The sequence below is a fragment of the Tolypothrix sp. VBCCA 56010 genome, from assembly GCF_050875635.1.
GTDB lineage: Bacteria > Cyanobacteriota > Cyanobacteriia > Cyanobacteriales > Nostocaceae > Hassallia.
In genome coordinates, this window is the sequence record NZ_JBPAOH010000015.1 from 46,248 (window position 1) to 66,172 (window position 19,925).

Genomic DNA, 19,925 nt, shown 5'->3' on the forward strand with positions numbered 1-19,925 from the left:
GCTAAAGTTTCAAGAAATTCATCTGAAATTTTCAGCGGGTATCAATGCTGAAGAAGTTACAGAAAAGACAACTTTCTTTAATTGCGGGTGCAGGACTGTGTGCCTTTTTAGCTGGCGCTATGGTTAGTGCTCCGGAGATCGGCAAATCTGTGGGACAATGGATAAAACTGTCCAAAAGTCCACCTGGTCAGATATCTGAAGCAAGCAAAGCCAAATCAGTGGTGCTACCGCTGGTGTCACAATCGCCACAACAACGAGCCGGAAAACTAGAGGCGATCGCCAAAGACTCAAATTCGCCAGATAGAAATCGCGCTCGTTATCTTTTGGTAAGTGATTTGATTGAAAGCAAAGAAGCGAAAAAAGCGCTATCGTTACTCGAAGGACTGGAAAATGATTATCCACAACTAGCACCCTATGTTTTGCTCAAACAAGCACAGGCACAGGAATTATTAGGTAAAGACGGTAATGCCTCAGATATTAGGCGAAAAGTGCTAAAGCAGTATCCTAAAGAAGCAGCTTCAGTCAAAGCTTTGTATCTGATTGCCCAACCGGACACCCAAGAAGCAGCGATCGCTCAATTTCCTTCCCATCCCCTAACCTGGGAAATCATTCGCAAGCGGTTAGATGAAAATCCCAATCAGCCAAAATTGAAATTAATCCTGGCAAAATTCGCTTTTGACCAACCAGGAATAGTTGGGGTGTTGGATCAGTTAGTTAGTAACTCTACAGATCCGACACAAGTAGAAGCGGAAAGTTCCCTCAAACCAGAACATTGGGAAATAATCGGTACAGCTTACTGGGAAAACAACGAATTTACCAAAGCAGCGGCAGCTTATGCCAAAGCAGCCAAAACACCGCGCAACCTCTACCGCACTGCACGGGGATTGCAAGTACGCGGACAAAAAGAGCAAGCGCAAGCTATCTATCAGCAACTGATACAGCAATTTCCCGAAGCGACAGAAACCGGTACTGCTTTGATGCGTCAAGCAGAAATGGTAAAATCATCTCAAGATGCTTTACCATATCTTGACCGAGTAATTGCTAAATTTCCAGATAAAGCTGGTGCCGCACTGATAGAAAAAGCGAAAATTCTCGACAACAGCGATAAAAAAGCAGCAGAGGCAGCGCGGCAATTACTGATAACTAAGTATGCCAATTCCGAAGAAGCCGCAGAATATCGTTGGAAAATGGCTCAAGATAAAGCCAAAGCAAAAGATTACAAAGCCGCATGGCAATGGGCAGAACCAATTACTACCAGCAACCCAGACAGCATTTTAGCACCAAGAGCAGGCTTTTGGGTAGGTAAATGGGCTACTTTACTAGGCAAACAACAAGAAGCCAAAGCCGCTTATGAGTATGCGATCGCTCATTATCCATACTCTTATTATGCATGGCGATCGGCAGCAATTTTGGGGCTAAATGTCGGCAACTTTAACAATGTTCGCTCCTTAAACCCAGAAGTAGCTTCACCCCAGCGTCCAGTACCTCCCGCAGGTTCGGAAACCTTCAAAGAATTATATCTGTTAGGTCAAGACCGTGATGCCTGGTTGCAATGGCAAACAGAATTTCACAACAAAATGCAACCAACTGTAGCAGAACAATTTACAGAAGGTTTAATGCGGCTAGCGCAAGGAGATAATAAAGTAGGAATTGACAAAATTTCTAAATTAGAAGACCGAGAAACACCAGAAGAAAAAGCTCAATATCAAGCTCTCAAACAACAGATTAGCTACTGGCAAGCTCGTTATCCCTTTCCTTATCTCAACGAGGTTGAGAAGTGGTCGCAACAGCAGAAAATGAATCCTTTGCTGGTGACTGCTGTGATGCGTCAAGAGTCGCAATTTCAACCAAAAGTTAAATCCACCGCTGGTGCTACTGGGTTGATGCAAGTTTTACCAAGTACAGCCAAATGGATTGCACCACAAATCAAGATGGATAGTCAAAAAATTGATTTGGAAAATCCTAGTGACAACATCATGTATGGTACTTGGTATTTGGATCATACGCATGAGCAATATCAAGATAACTCGCTGTTAGCGATCGCTTCTTACAATGCAGGTCCTGGCAACGTCAGCAAATGGCTGCAAACTTTACCAAAAGACGATCCAGATGAATTTGTCGAAGCAATTCCCTTTGACGAAACCAAAAATTACGTGCGTCAAGTGTTTGGTAACTACTGGAATTATCTGAGACTTTACAACCCCGAAGTTTCTGCCACAGTTAGAAAATACTCAACCGTACACCCGGAATTGCCGAAGTAGGAAAGTGGGGAGACAAGGAGATGGGGAGACAAGGGGAGGGGGGGATGGGGGGAGTGGGGGAGTGGGGGAGTATTATTCAAAAATTCTCCTTGTCTGCCTTGTCCTCCTTGTCTCCTTGTCCCCTTGTCTTCCCCTCTCCCCTGCCCCCTGCCTGCGGTAAGCTGGCTTTATCCTTGTTTGCGCTGCCGATCAAGGTGTTCGCGGTGAATTTCGGGAAAATTCTCTAAATCTTCTAACGACTTTGGTGCTGGGTAAATTTTGGCATTGGGGTTTTGGAACCTGTCAATGTAGATTTGAAGCGCTTGTTCATCTTCCCTATGCTCAAGGATATATTGACGAAACTGGGGACGGGTCATTGTTGTAAAATCAGGTTTGCTCATAAATACCTCCAATATCCGTTAATGTTAATGACGATTTCTGTTTCTTCCCCAGCAAAGATAAATACGTCTTTTGTATGGCTATCTACAGTTACTAAATATATTGGTACATACATTGCCCGTTAATCTGTAGCTGAGAATGAAACAGGCTTCGATTTGTTCTTGCGTTGGCATATCCTTATTTTATTTTTTGGATAAAAACCTACCTAGAGTATGATGCAGCATCCTTCGTGAGTTCGACGGTTGATTTAGGTACAAAATTCCTTGGCAGAATTCCGAGCTCACCCACTTTTCGATTTCACGAACGAGGACATAAAGCGCGATCGCTTTTTGTCACTTTCGGGTTAGTCTTGAGATAGTCATGTAGCAAATCGCAACTTTGTGACAGTAAATTTTCTAGTTTAATATCTGCTAAATTCTGAAGAATTAATTTACCTTTAGTACTAGCGATCGCTAACTGTCGTCCATCTGGACTGAAAATTGCACTGCTGAAGTTTTCATTATCTGCTTTCAAAGCGATTAGCAAAGTGCCATTTCGATTCCAAAGCTTAATATTATCATCACTAGCTGCTGCCAAAGTCTTACCGTCAGCGCTAAAACTAACGCTTTTGAAGGAATCCCCAGTTCCCAAAAGAATTTTAAATGGCGTACCATCCAACCGCCACAGCCTCACCGTGTTATCATCACTAGCTGATGCTAACAGTTCACCGTCAAGGCTGAAACTCACCCAATTAACGACGTTTTCATGTCCCTCCAAGGTCTTAAGCAAGCTACCATCTCGGTTCCACAGCAAGACTTTTTTATCATCACTAGCTGATGCTAACAATTGACCATCGGGGCTAAAGCTTACCCAGTTGACTGCGTTATTATGTCCGGTTAAGGTTCTTAAGAGTTTACCATCAACACTCCTCCAGAGTTTGACGGTTTTATCTTTACTAGCGGAAGCGATAATTTTACCATCCGGCGACCAAGCTACGCCTAATACTGCATCTTGATGACCGATGAAAGTGTTAATAAGTTTACCGCTTATGCTCCATATTTTCACGGTTTTATCTTTGCTGGCAGAAGCGATAAGCCCTCCGGACATGGCTTCGCTTACCGCCTTTCCATCGGGGCTAAAACTTACACCCCAAACTTCACCTTTATGACCAATCATTGTACGAATCGGTTTACCATCGCGATGCCAAAGTTTGATGGTGTTGTCTCGATTTGCGCCGGCGATCGCACTACCATCAGGACTGTAACTGATATTAGTAATCGAATCATTAACAGTTTTCGGGTTTCCTTGCCGCAAATCGTCCCAATTCCAAAGTTTGATAGTTTTGTCGCGACTGGCAGAAGCAATAATGCGATCGTCTGGACTAAAACTAACGCTATTCACCCAATTGCTATGTCCCCTTAAGGTTCCTAATTGCACTCCATCATAAGTCCAGAGTTTGATCGTTTGGTCGCTACTGGCTGAAGCGATAACTTGACCATCGTGGCTAAAACTGATACCAATAATTCCCCCATTGTGTCCCGGCAAAGTTTGCAGTAGTGTACCTTCACGACTCCAAAGTTTGATGGTTCTGTCTTTGTCCAAACTACCGGAGGCGATTATTTTACCATCCGGCGACCAAGCGAGGCTCTTGACTGCATCGCTGTGTCCTGATAATGTTTTTATCAGCTTCCCGTCTAAATTCCAGAGTTTGATAGTTTTGTCAGCGCTTGCAGAAGCGATTATTTTACCATCTGGCGACCAAGCTACGTCTAAAACTTGTTTTTCATGCCCTAATAAAGTTCTCAGCAGCTTACCGTTTCGATTCCACAGCTTGACAGTGCTATCGTTACTTGCAGAAGCGATTATTTGACCATCGGGGCTAAATGTAACGCTATTTACCCCAGCTTTATGTCCTGATAAAGTGATTGGTTGTAAGGTGTTTAGATTCCACAGTTTCACTGTTTTATCTTGACTTGCAGAAGCGATTATTTTACCATCTGGGCTAAAATTAACGCTATTAACTACGTCGGAATGTCCCGACAAAGTTTTAAATATTCTACCATCTGGATGCCAGAGAATAATCGTTTTATCAGCGCTGGCAGAAGCGATTATTTGACCATCAGGGCTGTATGTGACGCTATTTACCCCAGATCGATGTTTTTCTAAACGGTTGCGTTCTCCTACCTCATTAACTGCCTGATAAAGCGCTGTTTTTACCTGCTGTCTGGTGTCGGAATCTACCAAAATTGCTTTTTGCAGTTTTCTACCTGCATTTAAAGCTTCTTTTAATGCATCAATACCCTTATCCGAAGCAAACAGCGCTTCAGAGGATGCACTGATGGTTTTAATTTCGCTATTGACGATTGTAAATAACGAACCGATTAAACCTAACATGGCGACGAATAAAGCCGCAAGTCCAAATTTGAGATAAAAATTTACTCTGACTTCACTTTGCTTTTGTTTTTCTTTACTTTCTGCTAACTGAGTTGTTAATTGTTTTTCCTTTAATTCTGCTTGTAATTGTTCAATTTCTACGCGACTCATTTCTTCGCGCTTGCGTAGTTCTTTCAACTCGCTAAGTAAATCTAATCCTTGCTGCAAATGGCTACCTACCAATTTTGCTTGCTGCTTGTTTTGTCTGAGTTCGCTATTTAGTCGCTCAATTTCACTTTGACTTTGTTCTACTTTAATGCGTAGTTGATTCAATTGAATCTGCAAGCTTGATTCTTGTTGTTGCAAATGGCGAATCAAATCTACTAAATAATCATGAATTAGTTGATAGCGTTCGGGAACATCAGGAAATAAAACTACTAACCCGGAACGCACTAATATTTCTAATATCAAATCTAATTTTTCTACATTTTCTAATTCTTCCAACTCTATCGCTAATTGGGCGCGACTTTTAAAAGGTCTTTGATTGTTTTCATCTGTTAATAAATATAAAACAAGCAGCGCTGCACGTTCATTTTCTCTACCGCAATCTTGGATAAGTTCTTTAATATATCGTTCAATTAAGCGATTTGGTCGATATGGTTGATATCTTTCTAAGCTGGTAATTCTTTCATCTTGAAGTTGCGCTCCTGCTACCTGCAATTCTATCGGACGAACTTCTCCTAATTCTGCCGATAAATCTTCTATCAATGCATCAATTAAAGCAGGTTCTAAATAAATGTGCGATCGCTCTGTTAAACGCTGCATCACCATCTTTGCATCTGCTGGAGAAAAATTATTTAATGCATAGCGAATATTTTTATCGAGAATGTTCTTATTAATCGCTTCTAATGCCGATAAATGCTTAAATTCTAATAAACGATGCAAATAATCTTCTCGCAAAGAAAGAATAACTTTGACAAAAGGTATATTTAAAACTTGACTAATAAATATATCAAACTCTTGCTTTTTGTTTCTATCTGTGTATCCAAAGAAAAATTCTTCAAATTGGTCGAAAATTAAAACTGTGATTAAATGGTTGTTAGCATTTTCTTGTAATTGTTGTTGAATTTCAGCAATTGTCATTGGTGCCACAGGAAAAGGTAAAACTTCTGGATCGATGACAACTTCTTTTTTAGTTTGCGTCTGTGCTTCGGATAAAGATTTTCCTAATTCTCGCACCCAATCATCATAAAGTTGCAATACCACAGGTACGGCAATTTGATCGCCGATCGCTCGATTTTGCAATGCAGGTACTAAACCGGCAGTCACGGTAGAACTCTTACCCACACCAGACGGACCGTGAATCACCGTCAGCTTTTGGTCAGCACGGCTAATTCTACCAATCAAGTTATTTATATCACCTTCGCGACCAGAAGCGGCAATTTCTAACGCGACACTGCTACCTCCAGCAGGTGATAGCAAAGCTGGGTTTGTCGCTTGTCTTTGCGGTTGCAAACGTCCGGCACCGATAAAAGCGCGAAAACCATATTGCTGTTCGACAGAACGGCGTTTTTGACGAATAGTAAAAGCTTCTAAATAGCGACCTTCTTCAAAATAAAGCGATCGCAAAGACCGTAACATGCGAATATAACGATGAGCATCATAACGATGGTCGCTAAATTCCAACGCCTCGTCAAGATTCTCACTCGCCATTTTTAACTGTTCTAAAGCGATTTTTTCTTCACCTAATTTTCGCTGTGCTTTCGCTAAAAGCAAGCGATAAGTTTGCGCTAAAAGTAAAGGAAATATGCCTTGATGAGAGTCGCTATTATCTTTCGATTCGTATAACTTCCACAAACTAACTCGTGCATATTGACTCGCTTGTGCCCAGCGGAATTCTTGCACGGCAACTTGTGCTAAAAAACCATAATCACAAGCTAATTGTATTTGCGTTCCATAAGTTTGATGCAACTCCAAAGACTTTTGAGCAACCATTTGCAATTCTTGCCATTCTTGCAGATGTTGCAAAACTTCCGCCAAATCGCCAATAAATTGCGCTGCTACATCCGGACGACCACTTACTTGCAAAACATTCAAGCATTCTTGAAAATACAATTTAGCTGAATGCCAATAACGGCGATTTTCTGCATAATTTCGTTCCGCTAAACGACAACAACACAATCCAATATAAAATAATAACACCCCTTGTCGTAGTAGGGGTGAAGCGTGGTTGTTAACGATATCTAACTGCGAACCGAATAAATCGGGAATTCTAAATTTATCGCTTTCTCTATTTTGTACCGATAATTCCCGCCAACACCTTAAACTTTCTTGGAAATGGTCTATAGCGGAATTTATGCGATCGCTTACATAATCGTCTAAACCGAAAACAAATTCTAAACTAGCATTTAATTCTGGTTTTAAAGAGATACCATGATTTTGCAACTCTTTAATCGCATAGTGAAGTTCATAACTATGCTCCCAAACTTGCTCTATGGTACAATGTTGGTCTGCTTCACGTTCTTGACGTTGTGTAGCACGAGTATTTAAAACTGTAGCGAATAGAGAATCAGTTTCTTGTTGCAGAAATTGTAGCAACTGAGTTGAGGTCATTTCAAACCTAATTGGTGTCGCTGCCCAACTTGCGAAATCTGGTGCTAAACGTAATAGCTTTTGCTGTACTTCATCATTCACCCAAAACACCATTGGAAATGCATGTCTTTTGCGAAACTCATCGCGGATATGATTGATCGCACGCAGTAAATCATCGAGTCCTTCTACTGACTCTAAACCCAAAATCATCAATGCTGAAGGCTGTTTTGTCAGTTGTGCATGAAGAGTTGTGTAGAGACTTCTGGCATTAGAAGGCAAAACTAGCTTTTGAATGTCATATGTTTCTTCAAGTCGTTGTAAAATTTGCTGTTGCAAAACTTTATAATTGCAGCAAACTACAACCACGGAAAATTGATTGTAAGAGAGAGCGATCGCCCTCCCCAAACTTCTAAATGAACGATCGTTATCTGTTATGATGCTTGTTTGCGGTTTTCGTTCAACCATGATTGAAATTTTTGCGTTTCTGCTAAAACTGGATTGACCGCAAACCAAACTCCCTGATGATCGCGGTATTCAAAGACAAACAAACTTCTTAACAAAGTGTGATATTCTATATCACCTCGAACCCGCTGCTGTTGCACCACTTGAAAAATTAATTCCCACTCGTGCGGATCGATGGGGTTCGCACGGTAGTCCCGCTGTCTTTGAATCACAAGTTCCACACAACCGCGATCGAAAGGTGGATCTTGTTCTCGCAAACAGTCATACAACAATCCTAACAAGTCGCGTACATGACCACCGCTGATCAGACACAACCGATCTAAAGTTTCCGGACTGTCAAACACCTCTGTTATTAAGTTTAACCTTTCTTCTGGGTAAATATCAGGGAAAGCTCTCGCTAACACCATTTGACGCATCAAAGTTAATCCGGGAGTGTAAACTTCTCCACTCCGCGAGCGCACGGGTATCATCGGTAACACTTTAGGCGCGACACCACCACCTAAACGTTGCTGTAGTTCAGCGCTATCGTTAGAGAAAGTTAAAGCTAAAGGAATAGTGTAAACTACATGACAGTTGAGTTTACGTAACTGTTCACCCCGCTGGATAAATAAATATTCTGGCAGCGATCGCCCAGATGGTAAAGGTCTAATTGCCACTCTGTCCAAATTATCGACAATGACAACTAATCCTTTTTTACCTCTAGCTTTCAATTCGGTGTTCGCACGGTCTAGCAGTTCTTTATTAATTGACTGCAAAATATTTCCCGTGCGGGGTTCGAGATAATCGCGTAAACGTCGTCTTAATTGCGGACTTTCTTTGGTTTTTGCGGTAATTTTCCCAATACCAACAGACAATTCAGCTTCATAGTCTAGGTCAATCGGTGTTTGCATGAAGTCTATAACTTCCGTAAACAACTTAGTAAAATAGCTAGGTTTGATGCGGATTTTTAGCGTTTCTAGGCTTTCACTCACCTGACCGGCGATCGCTAGTAAAATATCAGTTACATCTACATCAGCCATTTCTAGGACATGAGTAGACTCAAAATAAACCACATGAAATTTTTGCTCTTCTAACTCAGCTTGAAGTCGCAACAACTCGGTTGACTTTCCACAGCCAAGATGACCTGTAAATAACTGACAGGTTGGGACATCCGGTGATATCCGCGTAATGGTACGCTGTAAAGCTTCGATGATTTTACCACCCCGCACTGAGGCAAAATCAATATAATATCGGCGATCGGCAGGATTTCCCATCATTAGAGGTCTGCTCGGATTGCACGCTTGATAAAATCTTTCTAAATCTAAGAGCATAACTACTAATCCATTTCACTTAGGGAAAGACGGGGATTGCGAAAACGTCTGGATAACTAACTATATTTATATCTGTTGAGTAGTAATTCTTGCCTAGTCTGCGAATATCCCTATCAAAATACAAACTATATTGACATTCTTCCGGATGATTTTTCCGATAAATTTGTCAATTGCAACACTTTCTTGGGATACCTTTTAAGTAATAATACTGTGGTTATTTTCAGCTAAAATAATTTTCAAGAGAGAAAAAGCTTCTCCTAGAAATTCTAAAAATATCCACTAGAGAAAAAGGTTATACTCATTACAATTTACAAGTATTCCTTCAGATACCCGACTTCTCGCTCGAAGTCGGGTATCTTGTAAATCATCAACACAGGTGAAATTAATTTCTAGTATCTAAGTTGACAGTAGTTGACAGTAGGGGAGGCAAAAAGCGGTGTGGATATTCCTCCCGCTTTATTGCCGTTGCGTTATGCTTTTAGAAGAGCGCACCAACGACTGTGCAAGGCGCCTTGTGCTGCACGACTTGGTGCGTTGCGCTGCACGACAACGCACCCTACAGTTAAGAAACTAACTGTATTTACCACTAACAACGCTCCCACTAACCACTAACAACTAACAACTAACAACCAACCACCAACACCCATACTTATCAATATTTACAGTCTCCTGCCCGAAGACAATCTTCTGTTTGGTCATCTCTAGCTGATAGTTGAAACGGCATTATATGTATTAACTCTTTTAAGTTGCTAGTAATTAAATCAGTGTTTGGTAAAAACTTATTCGGTAATATCGGCACGTCACGATTAGCAGCCAAGCTAGAACTTACATTACCTAAAAAAACAGGTAATGATACCATCAAACCAATAAAAATTACCCTACTCATACAAACCTCAGTTAAGAATTTCCGATTGCGTTACCGTAAATAGCACCTTGATAAACCGGAGTTTAAAAACTGAGCATTATTATGTTTATTTTTAATAAATTTAAACTAAATGCTTTTTTTTGGAGACTTGATATATAATTATCAGTTCCACCCTTTTAGGGTTAGGCAACGCCTAAAATATAACTTCCTAGTCACATATTCATATTAAGCTTTAACCTAGCCGGACGAAAAGAGCGATCGCCCTAAAAAAAATATCGTAGTAGCCGCCACCCTAGATAAAATAGTTAACAATTGATGCCTATTTCAACTCATGACTCCTTCACAAGACGTAGACACTTCAACTGACCCAGGTATCGACCTCGAAGGATACGGCAACCCAGAATCAGATCCTCTCGATGAGTTGCCTGGTGAGGTCGAAATGTCGATTTTCGACCACCTAGAGGAGTTACGACAGCGGATTTTTTATGCCTTGATTGCTGTAGCAGTAAGTGTTATTGGCTGCTTTCTTGTTGTCAAGCCGATTGTTCAACTGTTGGAAGTACCAGCACAAGGAGTAAAATTTCTCCAACTCGCTCCCGGAGAATATTTCTTTGTCTCCCTAAAAGTTGCCGGTTACAGTGGTTTGGTGCTTGCCAGTCCTTTTGTACTTTACCAAATTATCCAGTTCGTACTTCCAGGATTGACCAGACGCGAACGACGCTTGCTTATACCGGTGATGTTGGGTTCGAGTGTCTTATTTGTCGGTGGGTTGGTGTTTGCTTATATACTGCTGATTCCTGCCGCTTTGAACTTCTTCATCAGCTACGGTGCAGATGTAGTCGAGCAATTATGGTCGATTGACAAATATTTTGAATTTGTGCTGTTGTTATTATTTAGCACCGGGTTAGCATTTCAAATTCCCGTGATTCAACTGTTGCTAGGTGCTTTAGGAATTCTTTCTTCTCAAAAAATGCTTTCTGGTTGGCGTTATGTAATTATCGGATCGGTGGTTTTGGGAGCTATTCTCACACCTTCTACAGATCCCTTTACCCAAAGTCTTTTAGCCGGTGCTGTCTTGGGACTTTATTTCGGGGGTATCGGTTTGGTTAAGCTTGTTGGGAAGTGATTGGGGAATGGGGCATGGGGCATGGGGCATGGGGCATGGGGCATGGGGCATGGGGAATAAAAATAATTTCTCTCCTTACCAATTCGCAATGCCCATTAAACAATTGCCCATTGCCCAATTCCCAATTCCCAATTCCCAACAAATTATGTTTGTTATTTGAATGATAAACTAATCAATCAACCATTCGGAAGCACGTTCGCCCAAATCTAAAGGAATGCTAACTGCTTTACCAAGTCGCGGACGTTCGCGAGTTTGAGTAATAAATGTTTTCACTTGAATTGTACCACCAAAGGCATCAAGATAAGTAGCGATAGTATTGAGATGCTCTTGGTAGTCTGTTTCACTTAAGGGAAAAGATACTTGCTCAAGATATTTCCACATTATTTGTACAAATATCTTACCTTGTGTCCGTCGCAACTGGACATCGTATGAGCGTCCCCATTTATCAAGCAACAGTTGATGTAATTCAATTCCGGTCATAGCTTTTTTCAATTAGATTTTACATTTAGTTATGATGTTAAGTTCCGTAACTCCAGTATGATAAGACTATAAAGAAATGTAATGTCCACCAAAAGATGCTAAAAATATCTTTGAAGAGAAAAGTATGGCATCGTCGGCGGTACAATTCATTTCGATGCAGACAAGAGCTACTAAGATTATGGGAACTCTTGTCAATATTCTTAACAAAATAGAGAATCATAGCGCGGGGATTATGGCTCAATTTTCAGAATCAGCAGACGTGCCCGATATGGGGCGCCGTCAATTCATGAATCTGCTCACTTTCGGGACTGTTACCGGAGTAGCTCTGGGAGCATTGTATCCCGCAGTCAAGTTTTTTATTCCCACTTCTGCTAGCGGTTCTGGTGGTGGGACAACAGCAAAAGACGAGTTAGGTAACAACGTCAGCGTAGCTAAATTTTTAGAAAGCCATAATGCCGGCGATCGCACTTTAGTTCAAGGACTCAAAGGAGATCCGACCTATATTGTGGTAGAAAGCAAAGAGGCGATCGCTGATTACGGCATTAACGCTGTCTGTACACACTTAGGTTGTGTTGTTCCCTGGAACACAGCGGAAAATAAATTTAAGTGTCCTTGTCACGGTTCGCAGTACGATCCTACTGGTAAGGTTGTCCGAGGTCCAGCACCGAAGTCTTTGGCTTTAGCTCATGCCAAAGTAGATGAGGACACAATTGTGTTGACTCCCTGGACTGAAACCGACTTCCGCACAGGTGAAGAACCTTGGTGGGCTTAATTAGTTAGGAGTTAGGAGTTAAAAGTTAGGAGTTTGGAATATAGAACTCATAACTGATTACTCAATTTATTTGACCTTCATTTCTAGAATTGTTGTCCTTTTTGAGATGAGAAATGCCTTTACACCGGCGAGGTTGACTCGCAGCGCTAAAGCGATGGTAAAAACATTGCTTATAGCGATCGCTACTGTGACATTGTTCTTCACCAGCGATTTAGTCCTTCCCCAATCAGCTGCTGCTTACCCATTTTGGGCACAGGAAACCTATCCCGAAACCCCCCGCGAAGCAACAGGACGCATTGTTTGCGCTAACTGTCACCTAGCGGCAAAACTGACGGAAGTAGAAATTCCCCAATCGATATTACCTGATACCGTATTTAAAGCGGTAGTAAAAATTCCTTACGACACCAGCGTAGAGCAAGTAGGTGCTGATGGTTCCAAAACCGGCTTAAATGTTGGTGCTGTACTGATGTTACCCGATGGCTTCAAGATTGCTCCTGAGGATCGCGTCCCTGAGGACATGAAAGAAGAAATTGAAGATTTAGCCTACCAACCCTACTCAGAAGACAAAGAAAACATTGTCATCATCGGACCGCTACCCGGTGAACAGTATCAAGAAATCGTTTTCCCAGTTCTTTCTCCCAACCCCGCAACCGACAAAAATATCCACTTTGGTAAATATCAAGTTCACGCAGGTGGAAACCGTGGACGCGGACAAGTTTACCCCACTGGTGAAAAGAGCAACAACACCGTTTACAACGCTTCCGCTACCGGCACAATTACCAAAATTGGCAAAGAGGAAGATGAAGATGGTAACGTCAAATACCTGATAAACATCCAATCCGAGACAGGTGAAACAGTTACAGATAAGGTTCCCGTCGGACCCGAACTGCTTGTTTCTGAAGGACAAGCGGTGACTTCTGGTGACGCTTTGACCAGTAACCCCAACGTCGGTGGATTTGGTCAAGATGATGCCGAAATTGTTCTGCAAGATGCTAACAGAATTAAAGGCTTAATCGCATTCATCGCTTTGGTGATGTTAGCTCAAGTTTTGTTAGTGCTGAAGAAAAAGCAGGTAGAGAAAGTTCAAGCTGCTGAGATGAATTTCTAAATTCCCTACTAATTCATCACTTATAAAGACAGGTATTTTTACCTGTCTTTTTTCTATGTTATGGACGGAAGTCTGTGTTGTAGTCCTGGTATGAAACTCAGGTATTTACATAGAACTACCCTACGTAGTATATATACTTAATTAAGAATATTTATATTGACTTCTAGTCTTATTTTTTCAGAATTTGTTATATTTGAGTTGTAAGTTATAACATAAATTATAACAAAGCTATAACTTCTCATTCCAGACTTATGTTATCTAGGTATTCGATTGGAATGCCTATAAGCTTCTATTCAGGAATTATCATGGCTGTCAAAAGTTATCGTATCACTCACGCCAAGGTAGGAAATCAAGATGGGTTTCGCTTACCTCGCGTATTCTCTAAAGACTACCCTCATTTAGCCAATGCTTCGGGCTACATTGAAGTATTGTCTGAAAACACGTTTTTAGTTCGGTTAGAAACCGATAATGTTGATGAGACTGATGAAACTGAAAGTATTATGATGAGCCTTTTTCTTGACTTTTTGATGAAGGATGCTGTAAACAATCCTTCTGAGCTTGTTCCTTACACCAAGGAAATGAGCGATGAAATCGATGATTTACTAACCGACGTAATTCTCGATTAATGGCTTTATTTACTTGTAATGAATGGCAAATTTTTTTCTATCCATTGTTTAATGAACAATGGGTAGAATTGCGTAAGAAAGTGAGAATTTTAAAAAATGATTTATCTAAAGAAGAATTTATTAAACATTCAGATGTCAAATTATTAAAAGCATTAAATATTGGTATTAAAGAAAAAATTCCTCAAGACCCTTTTGCTTCCCACTTTATTTTACAAAAACCTTTACAAAAATATGGTCGTCTCAAAAAAATGGGGCTACCTGAACGATATCGATTATTCTTTAGAGCATTCAAAGAAAAAAAAATTATTATTATTCTTTGGCTAGGCTTTCCTCGAAAGGAAGGAGATAAAAAAGATTGTTATGAAGTTTTTACAAACAAAGTTAAGAATGGTGAGTTTCCTGAAAGTATAGATGAGTTGAAAGCAGAATGTGAGGAAGAAGTTAAGAATGGGTAAATAGTGATAATTGTTCAACCATTTCTTTACCCTGTGGTTTCTTTCCCTGAATCAAATTGTAAATATAATCACCGATCGCTTTTGCAAGTAAAACTGGTACTGCATTACCAATTTGTTTATATTTAGAACTTACTGAACCATAGAAAACCCACTCGTCAGGAAAAGTTTGAATAACAGCAGATTCGCGTATAGTTAGGGGACGCAATTCTTGTGGATGACACATATCTGTAGCTTTTTGATGTGGACTTGTCGTTATAGTAGGAGAGGGTTTATCCCAAGACAAACGTCTGTAAAAACCAACTTTACCTCCTCCTGAATTATATGCTCCTCCCATAGCTTCACGCTTTAATTCTTCAGGTAAGTATCTCCAATTTTGTCCTGATTTTAAAAGTCTTAAATACTTCAGACGGTTTTCAGAGTAAGGAATAAACTGTGGTTGCAAATCAACTAACTCGAATATGGCATCTCTAAGAGTACGCCATTTCGGTAAATTAATGCCATCTTCGCTATGAGTAGCTACAGGAAATGTGAAAGCTTCATTATCTCTAGAACCAATAAATATGACGCGCTGTCTATTTTGTGGAACACCATAATCTGCTGCTTCTAAAAGGTTGTAAACCACGTTGTATCCAAGCGCTTTCATTTCAGCCAACACAACCGAAAGAGCAGCACCACGCATTTCATCTAATTCTAGGGGTTGTCCTTGACGCTGGTTTATCGGTCTATGTCGAATAGCAGCAGATAGCAACCCTCTCACGTTTTCCATAACAAAAAAACGTGGCTGAATTTCTCTAACTATGCGGATAAAGTCCATAAACAAACTGCCGCGAGGGTCCATCACTGAACCACGTAACCCTGCCGTACTAAAAGGTTGACAAGGTGGACCACCAATTACTAAATCTACTTCCCCTTTGTTTAAAGTCCTGCCAATATCTAAAATACGTCCTCCCTGGCATAGTAACTCTTGAGCGTCTACTTTCGTGATATCCCTTGGGACAGCAATTTCTTTAAGATGTGGTCGATTAAGAGCTATTGTTTTTGTGGCATCAGAATCATTTTCTACTACACTTACAGTATGAAATCCTGCCTGTTCCATACCAAGGTCTAAACCAAAAGCTCCTGTAAAAAGTGAAATAGAAATTAATTTTCCTTCTATCAATTTTGTGACTCCTAAGTGGATGATTGTTGTCAAATCAAACATGTAGTATTATAATCGAGGCAAGAAACAAACATAGCAGTTGCCCCTGCCAGTTATTGCAATTTTAAGCTTTTTATTTGGCTATTTACAAATTCAGACAATAAGTAATTTGAACGGTGCTATTTTTGCGCCTCGCTAGCTGCCAACTCCGCAAACGTTTTATCAATGAGAAGCAACATATTTTTTACGTGGCTCTCAACAAGGTCGTAATCAATGCGAATCTTATCCCAAAATTCTTTACCAGCAATACGAGGAATTTTAGAGTATTGCGGGAATGTCCATTGCCCCAAATTAAAAGCTACCACAAACAAAGGATTTTCATGAATACTTAATTCTTTTTTGGCTCTAGGTATTTGAGAGCCAGTTAATGTACCTTTTAAAGTTTTTAACTGAGCAAAATAGGATATATCATTATTGAATATTATAATGTCAATTCCAGTAATTTTAATTCCAAATTCCATTTCCGGTATAATAACATAAGGACTAATATTAGATATTTGTTCCCAAAGATTACCCATTCTAGTACTAAGACTTCTGGTTACAGAGTTACTAGTGACCAGCAATTTTGCACCAGATAGTTCAAAAAGATTACGAGGGTTAGGAGAATTCTCTATAGTTGCTTTATGTTCAAATTCTTTTGTTAGCCATACAATAAAATCTGTTGCAAATTTTTCAGTTTTGCTGCGAATAAGCTCTGACTGAATATCTAATTTTAAAACAGAGCTATTTTTATCTTGTTCAATTTGATATTGAAAATAAGAAGATATTATTGGATAAATAACTTTCGTGAATTTGTATGCTTTATGCAAATCTTCATCAGCTATGTTTTTAATGTCAATTGTTGATGCTTGCTGAGATATGAGAGCTTTCCGCTCTTGCACAGAAAGTGCTATTAAAGTCTCAGCGGTTAATTTTGTCGGCATAAATACTATCTAAAATCAATGGCTTTCTTAGTGTTCCCAAAATTGAAGTAGTATTAACAAGCTTATATATAGGAAACGCTGTGTGGTAGAAAGGACACAGCCAATGATTACCAGCGATAAAAGAAAATGGCAGGTTGCTAAATTAAGACATGAAATCCATAATTTTTCGTAGAGACGTTCCATCGGAACGTCTCTACCAACGATAATTTTCAAACTATCGTAATATCACTTTATTAAGGTAATTGGCTTTTTCCCTTCAACTTCATAGCTGACGCGACCAATTATGCAGCTATTTTTATATCCCAAATCTTTCAATGCAATTAAACATTCTTCAGCTTGCGTTTCTGGAATCGAAGCTAAAAGACCGCCGGCAGTTTGCGGGTCAAATAATATGGAATAATTAAAATGGCTCTCTGTCTGTGCCAAATTGGAAATGTAATGTGATGCTTGCAAATTTTCTGGATGCAGTGAGCTAAAAATACCTTGTTGTAATGTCTCTTTTGCACCTTCTAAAATCGGTATAGCTTCAAGTTGTAATTCAACTGCAACACCAGAAGCTTGCACCATTTCTAGCAAGTGTCCCAGCAAGCCAAAGCCTGTCACATCAGTGCAAGCTGTCGCGTAGTGTGACAATAAATATGCAGCAGCAACTTGTGACAACAGCATCGACTCGACAGCAGCATCAATCCAACGATTTTTAACTTGATAGCGCATCTGAGCTGCAAATAATGTCCCAGTTCCTAGCGCTTTTGTCAAAATTAGCACTTCATTTGGTTGCATTCCGCTTTTGCGTAAGAGTTTATCTGGATAAACTAATCCGTTGCAAGTTAAGCCAAATGCTAATTCTGTGCCTTGGGTTGTGTGTCCACCTATGAGGGGTGCTTGTGCTTGATTTAGCACTTTCACAGCACCAGATAATAATTGATAAAGGATTTCGGCGATTTTAGATGGTGCAGCATGAGGAATGGTAGCGATCGCTAATGCACTTTGAGGAACAGCACCCATAGCCAAAATATCATTTAAGCAATGATTGGCGCTAATTTGTCCAAATATATACGGGTCGTTAATCAAACTCGGAAAATAATCAATCGTCTGCACCATTAACTGATTATTTTCTATCTTTATTACCGCTGCGTCGTCTGGTGCATCCAATCCAATAATGATATCTTTTCTATCTTTGCCAATGAGTTGTTCTTGCTTGATGCGATCTAAAACTGCTTTTAAAACTGTACTACCAACTTTAGATCCACAGCCAGCGCAGTGGAGTGGGGAGGTGGGGGGAGATGAGGGAGATGGGGGAGATGAGGGAGATGAGGGAGATGAGGGAGATGAGGGAGATGAGGGAGATGAGGGAGAAAATAAATTTTGCAAATTCCTCTTAATTCCTAGTCCCCAGTCCCTAGTTTCTAGTCCCCAGTCCCTACTCCCCACTCCCTCGTTAAAGCGTTGCATAAATCGGCGATCGATTGAGTCTTTGAGATGCCACAATAATTTATGCGGTGGCAAAGTGAAAAATCCTCGTGTAGCGATCGCACGTTTATCCCCGGTACCAATTAAACTTAAATATTGTTTCTGTGGTTTGTAGGGTTTGGGCGATTTTCCTGATAAAATTCGCTGCAAGTTCTCAAATAAAGGTTTACCTTGCCTAACTGCAAATACACCAGCTTTCGGACGCGGATGATTTACCATTGTGGCAATATCACCAGCTGCAAATACGTGTGGATGTGTTAGCGATCGCAATGTGTCATCAACTAAAATAAAGCCTTGGTCATCAGTTGCTAATTGTGTTGTTTTTAACCATTGCGGTGCTGATGCTTGAGTTACCCAAAACAAGCGATCGCATTTCACTTTCAACCCAGATTCACATATAATATTTAATTCACCTCTTTCTGCTGGCTCATCAGATATAGAACTAAAGTTATTCGGTACGACTTTACACACATTTTCCCTCAAATGCAGTCGCATCCCGCGTTTAGTCAAAAGTTTTCTAACTAGACGCCGCACCGATGGATGATAATGAGGCATCAGTTCCGCGTCACGCTGAAATAAATGAATTTCCAGATTAGGAAAATTCTTTTCCCCACTCTCTACTCCCCACTCCCCACTTTCTAGGAAATTCGCTTGCATTGACAAAGCTAATTCTACACCGCCGGCACCACCACCTACTACTCCAATCCTGATTAATTCTTTTGGATTTTCAGCGACATCCTCAATTAACTGATACCAATGTTTGAGTAGTTGCGCTACAGGTTTAGCCGGAATTGCATATTCTGCACCTAATACTGATAGCGTAGCGGGAGTGCTGCCAATATCAATTGACAGCATATCGAAAGCTACAGATGGACGGTTAGCACAAAAAACTTTATTATTTTTTAAGTCAAGACCAACTACTTTGTCGATGTATAATTGTGCTTGAGCAAATTGAGCTAAACGTCGCAAATCGATGTGACATTCATCATGGTTGTAAAATCCGGCAATGTGTCCGGGTAGCATTCCAGAGTAGGGTGTATCTGAAGCTTCGGTAATCAAGGTTAACCGTACTCCCGGTAACGGTTTCATGCCAAACATCAAAAGTGCGATCGCATGGCTGTGACCGCCACCAATCAACACTAAGTCTTTTACAATTGGTTGTGTATTTTGTTGCATCTGGTAAATTATTTTAGGGAATTAAAAATTACAGATAAATTTTCTCAAAATCTCTTTTCCTAGCTTTTAGCTTCTATTATGGAAACTATAATTATTATTTATTTATATAAATTAAAAATTTGTTAACTTTTGCGGAAAAAATAGTAGATATAAATAAATTATTAAAAACTGCCTCCCATGAATCCCCTCTTCGGTAAGAACAGCCTCTAAAAGAATTCCTCCTTTAGAAGCTTGTCAACCAAAACACAATCACACAAAATCAACATAAGTCGCTCAAATTATATGCGGGGGTAAACTTTAACGGTGCTAACGAGTGCAAGGGCGAATATCAAAAATGCTTACTTAAGTGGTATAATTTAGAGTGCAGCTAA

16 protein-coding genes are annotated in these 19,925 nt (G+C 40.2%); 6 read left to right on the forward strand and 10 right to left on the reverse strand.

Annotation, left to right across the window (positions count from 1 at the left end):
- The first annotated feature begins 44 nt into the window (after positions 1–44).
- A complete protein-coding gene (locus AABK37_RS07720; protein WP_432551005.1) occupies positions 45–2,261 on the forward strand; it encodes a transglycosylase SLT domain-containing protein in 2,217 nt (738 codons plus the stop codon).
- A 167-nt stretch (positions 2,262–2,428) separates the two neighbouring features.
- On the opposite strand, the gene AABK37_RS07725 is transcribed toward AABK37_RS07720, so the two are convergent.
- The 5 genes from AABK37_RS07725 to AABK37_RS07745 all read right to left on the reverse strand — a co-directional run bounded on the left by AABK37_RS07725 (position 2,429) and on the right by AABK37_RS07745 (position 10,241).
- Entirely contained in the window at positions 2,429–2,641 is a 213-nt protein-coding gene (locus AABK37_RS07725) for a DUF6887 family protein (RefSeq protein WP_432551006.1), read from the reverse strand.
- The gene (locus tag AABK37_RS07730) at positions 2,638–2,754 is read right to left on the reverse strand and encodes a DUF6888 family protein (protein WP_432551007.1); all 117 of its coding nucleotides are present in this window, start codon (positions 2,752–2,754) and stop codon (positions 2,638–2,640) included. Before AABK37_RS07730 ends, AABK37_RS07725 begins: the two co-directional genes overlap by 4 nt.
- 182 nt (positions 2,755–2,936) lie before the next feature.
- Entirely contained in the window at positions 2,937–8,048 is a 5,112-nt protein-coding gene (locus AABK37_RS07735) for an nSTAND1 domain-containing NTPase (RefSeq protein WP_432551008.1), read from the reverse strand.
- Positions 8,015–9,355 carry a P-loop NTPase fold protein gene (locus AABK37_RS07740; RefSeq protein WP_432551009.1) on the reverse strand — a complete coding sequence of 447 codons (1,341 nt, stop codon included), beginning with the start codon at positions 9,353–9,355 and terminating at the stop codon, positions 8,015–8,017. The genes AABK37_RS07735 and AABK37_RS07740 overlap by 34 nt, the downstream gene beginning before the upstream one ends.
- Positions 9,356–10,007: 652 nt before the next feature.
- Entirely contained in the window at positions 10,008–10,241 is a 234-nt protein-coding gene (locus tag AABK37_RS07745) for a hypothetical protein (RefSeq protein WP_432551010.1), read from the reverse strand.
- Positions 10,242–10,551: 310 nt separating this feature from the next.
- On the opposite strand from AABK37_RS07745, the gene tatC reads away from it, so the two are divergent.
- Positions 10,552–11,346: a twin-arginine translocase subunit TatC gene (gene tatC / locus AABK37_RS07750; RefSeq protein ID WP_432551011.1), complete on the forward strand. Its 795-nt coding sequence runs from the start codon at positions 10,552–10,554 to the stop codon at positions 11,344–11,346.
- Here tatC and AABK37_RS07755 read toward each other — a convergent pair.
- Together AABK37_RS07755 and AABK37_RS07760 are read right to left on the reverse strand one after the other, a co-directional pair.
- Positions 11,327–11,464 (reverse strand): hypothetical protein, encoded by a 138-nt coding sequence (locus AABK37_RS07755; protein WP_432551012.1) that lies wholly within the window; start codon positions 11,462–11,464, stop codon positions 11,327–11,329. The genes tatC and AABK37_RS07755 overlap by 20 nt on opposite strands.
- Before the next feature lie 50 nt (positions 11,465–11,514).
- A complete protein-coding gene (locus tag AABK37_RS07760; RefSeq protein ID WP_432551013.1) occupies positions 11,515–11,826 on the reverse strand; it encodes a DUF3067 family protein in 312 nt (103 codons plus the stop codon).
- Between the two features lie 232 nt (positions 11,827–12,058).
- Here AABK37_RS07760 and petC point away from each other — a divergent pair, with 232 nt between their 5' ends.
- From petC to AABK37_RS07780, 4 genes are all read left to right on the forward strand, one after another.
- Positions 12,059–12,598, forward strand: a complete 540-nt coding sequence (petC, locus tag AABK37_RS07765) for a cytochrome b6-f complex iron-sulfur subunit (RefSeq protein ID WP_432551035.1) — start codon at positions 12,059–12,061, stop codon at positions 12,596–12,598.
- Between the two features lie 106 nt (positions 12,599–12,704).
- Positions 12,705–13,706: a cytochrome f gene (gene petA / locus AABK37_RS07770; RefSeq protein WP_432551014.1), complete on the forward strand. Its 1,002-nt coding sequence runs from the start codon at positions 12,705–12,707 to the stop codon at positions 13,704–13,706.
- Positions 13,707–14,011: 305 nt separating this feature from the next.
- Entirely contained in the window at positions 14,012–14,332 is a 321-nt protein-coding gene (locus AABK37_RS07775; protein WP_432551015.1) for a hypothetical protein, read from the forward strand.
- Complete coding sequence (locus AABK37_RS07780; protein ID WP_432551016.1) at positions 14,332–14,787, forward strand: type II toxin-antitoxin system YhaV family toxin; 456 nt, start codon at positions 14,332–14,334, stop codon at positions 14,785–14,787. Before AABK37_RS07775 ends, AABK37_RS07780 begins: the two co-directional genes overlap by 1 nt.
- On the opposite strand, the gene AABK37_RS07785 is transcribed toward AABK37_RS07780, so the two are convergent.
- The 3 genes from AABK37_RS07785 to selD all read right to left on the reverse strand — a co-directional run bounded on the left by AABK37_RS07785 (position 14,774) and on the right by selD (position 19,554).
- Positions 14,774–15,946 (reverse strand): DNA cytosine methyltransferase, encoded by a 1,173-nt coding sequence (locus AABK37_RS07785; RefSeq protein ID WP_432551036.1) that lies wholly within the window; start codon positions 15,944–15,946, stop codon positions 14,774–14,776. The two genes, AABK37_RS07780 and AABK37_RS07785, sit on opposite strands and share 14 nt — an antisense overlap.
- 158 nt (positions 15,947–16,104) lie before the next feature.
- Complete coding sequence (locus AABK37_RS07790; protein WP_432551017.1) at positions 16,105–16,908, reverse strand: hypothetical protein; 804 nt, start codon at positions 16,906–16,908, stop codon at positions 16,105–16,107.
- A gap of 225 nt (positions 16,909–17,133) precedes the next feature.
- On the reverse strand, positions 17,134–19,554 hold the full coding sequence (gene selD / locus AABK37_RS07795; protein ID WP_432551018.1) for a selenide, water dikinase SelD: 2,421 nt from the start codon (positions 19,552–19,554) through the stop codon (positions 17,134–17,136).
- Between the last annotated feature and the right edge of the window lie 371 nt (positions 19,555–19,925).

Coding starts and splice junctions, on each gene's coding strand:
- AABK37_RS07720 (WP_432551005.1), top strand. CDS start 45: ATGCTGAAGAAGTTACAGAAAAGACAACTTTCTTTAATTGCGGGTGCA.
- AABK37_RS07725 (WP_432551006.1), bottom strand. CDS start 2,641: ATGAGCAAACCTGATTTTACAACAATGACCCGTCCCCAGTTTCGTCAA.
- AABK37_RS07730 (WP_432551007.1), bottom strand. CDS start 2,754: ATGTATGTACCAATATATTTAGTAACTGTAGATAGCCATACAAAAGAC.
- AABK37_RS07735 (WP_432551008.1), bottom strand. CDS start 8,048: ATGGTTGAACGAAAACCGCAAACAAGCATCATAACAGATAACGATCGT.
- AABK37_RS07740 (WP_432551009.1), bottom strand. CDS start 9,355: ATGCTCTTAGATTTAGAAAGATTTTATCAAGCGTGCAATCCGAGCAGA.
- AABK37_RS07745 (WP_432551010.1), bottom strand. CDS start 10,241: ATGAGTAGGGTAATTTTTATTGGTTTGATGGTATCATTACCTGTTTTT.
- tatC (WP_432551011.1), top strand. CDS start 10,552: ATGACTCCTTCACAAGACGTAGACACTTCAACTGACCCAGGTATCGAC.
- AABK37_RS07760 (WP_432551013.1), bottom strand. CDS start 11,826: ATGACCGGAATTGAATTACATCAACTGTTGCTTGATAAATGGGGACGC.
- petC (WP_432551035.1), top strand. CDS start 12,059: ATGGCTCAATTTTCAGAATCAGCAGACGTGCCCGATATGGGGCGCCGT.
- petA (WP_432551014.1), top strand. CDS start 12,705: ATGAGAAATGCCTTTACACCGGCGAGGTTGACTCGCAGCGCTAAAGCG.
- AABK37_RS07775 (WP_432551015.1), top strand. CDS start 14,012: ATGGCTGTCAAAAGTTATCGTATCACTCACGCCAAGGTAGGAAATCAA.
- AABK37_RS07780 (WP_432551016.1), top strand. CDS start 14,332: ATGGCTTTATTTACTTGTAATGAATGGCAAATTTTTTTCTATCCATTG.
- AABK37_RS07790 (WP_432551017.1), bottom strand. CDS start 16,908: ATGCCGACAAAATTAACCGCTGAGACTTTAATAGCACTTTCTGTGCAA.
- selD (WP_432551018.1), bottom strand. CDS start 19,554: ATGCAACAAAATACACAACCAATTGTAAAAGACTTAGTGTTGATTGGT.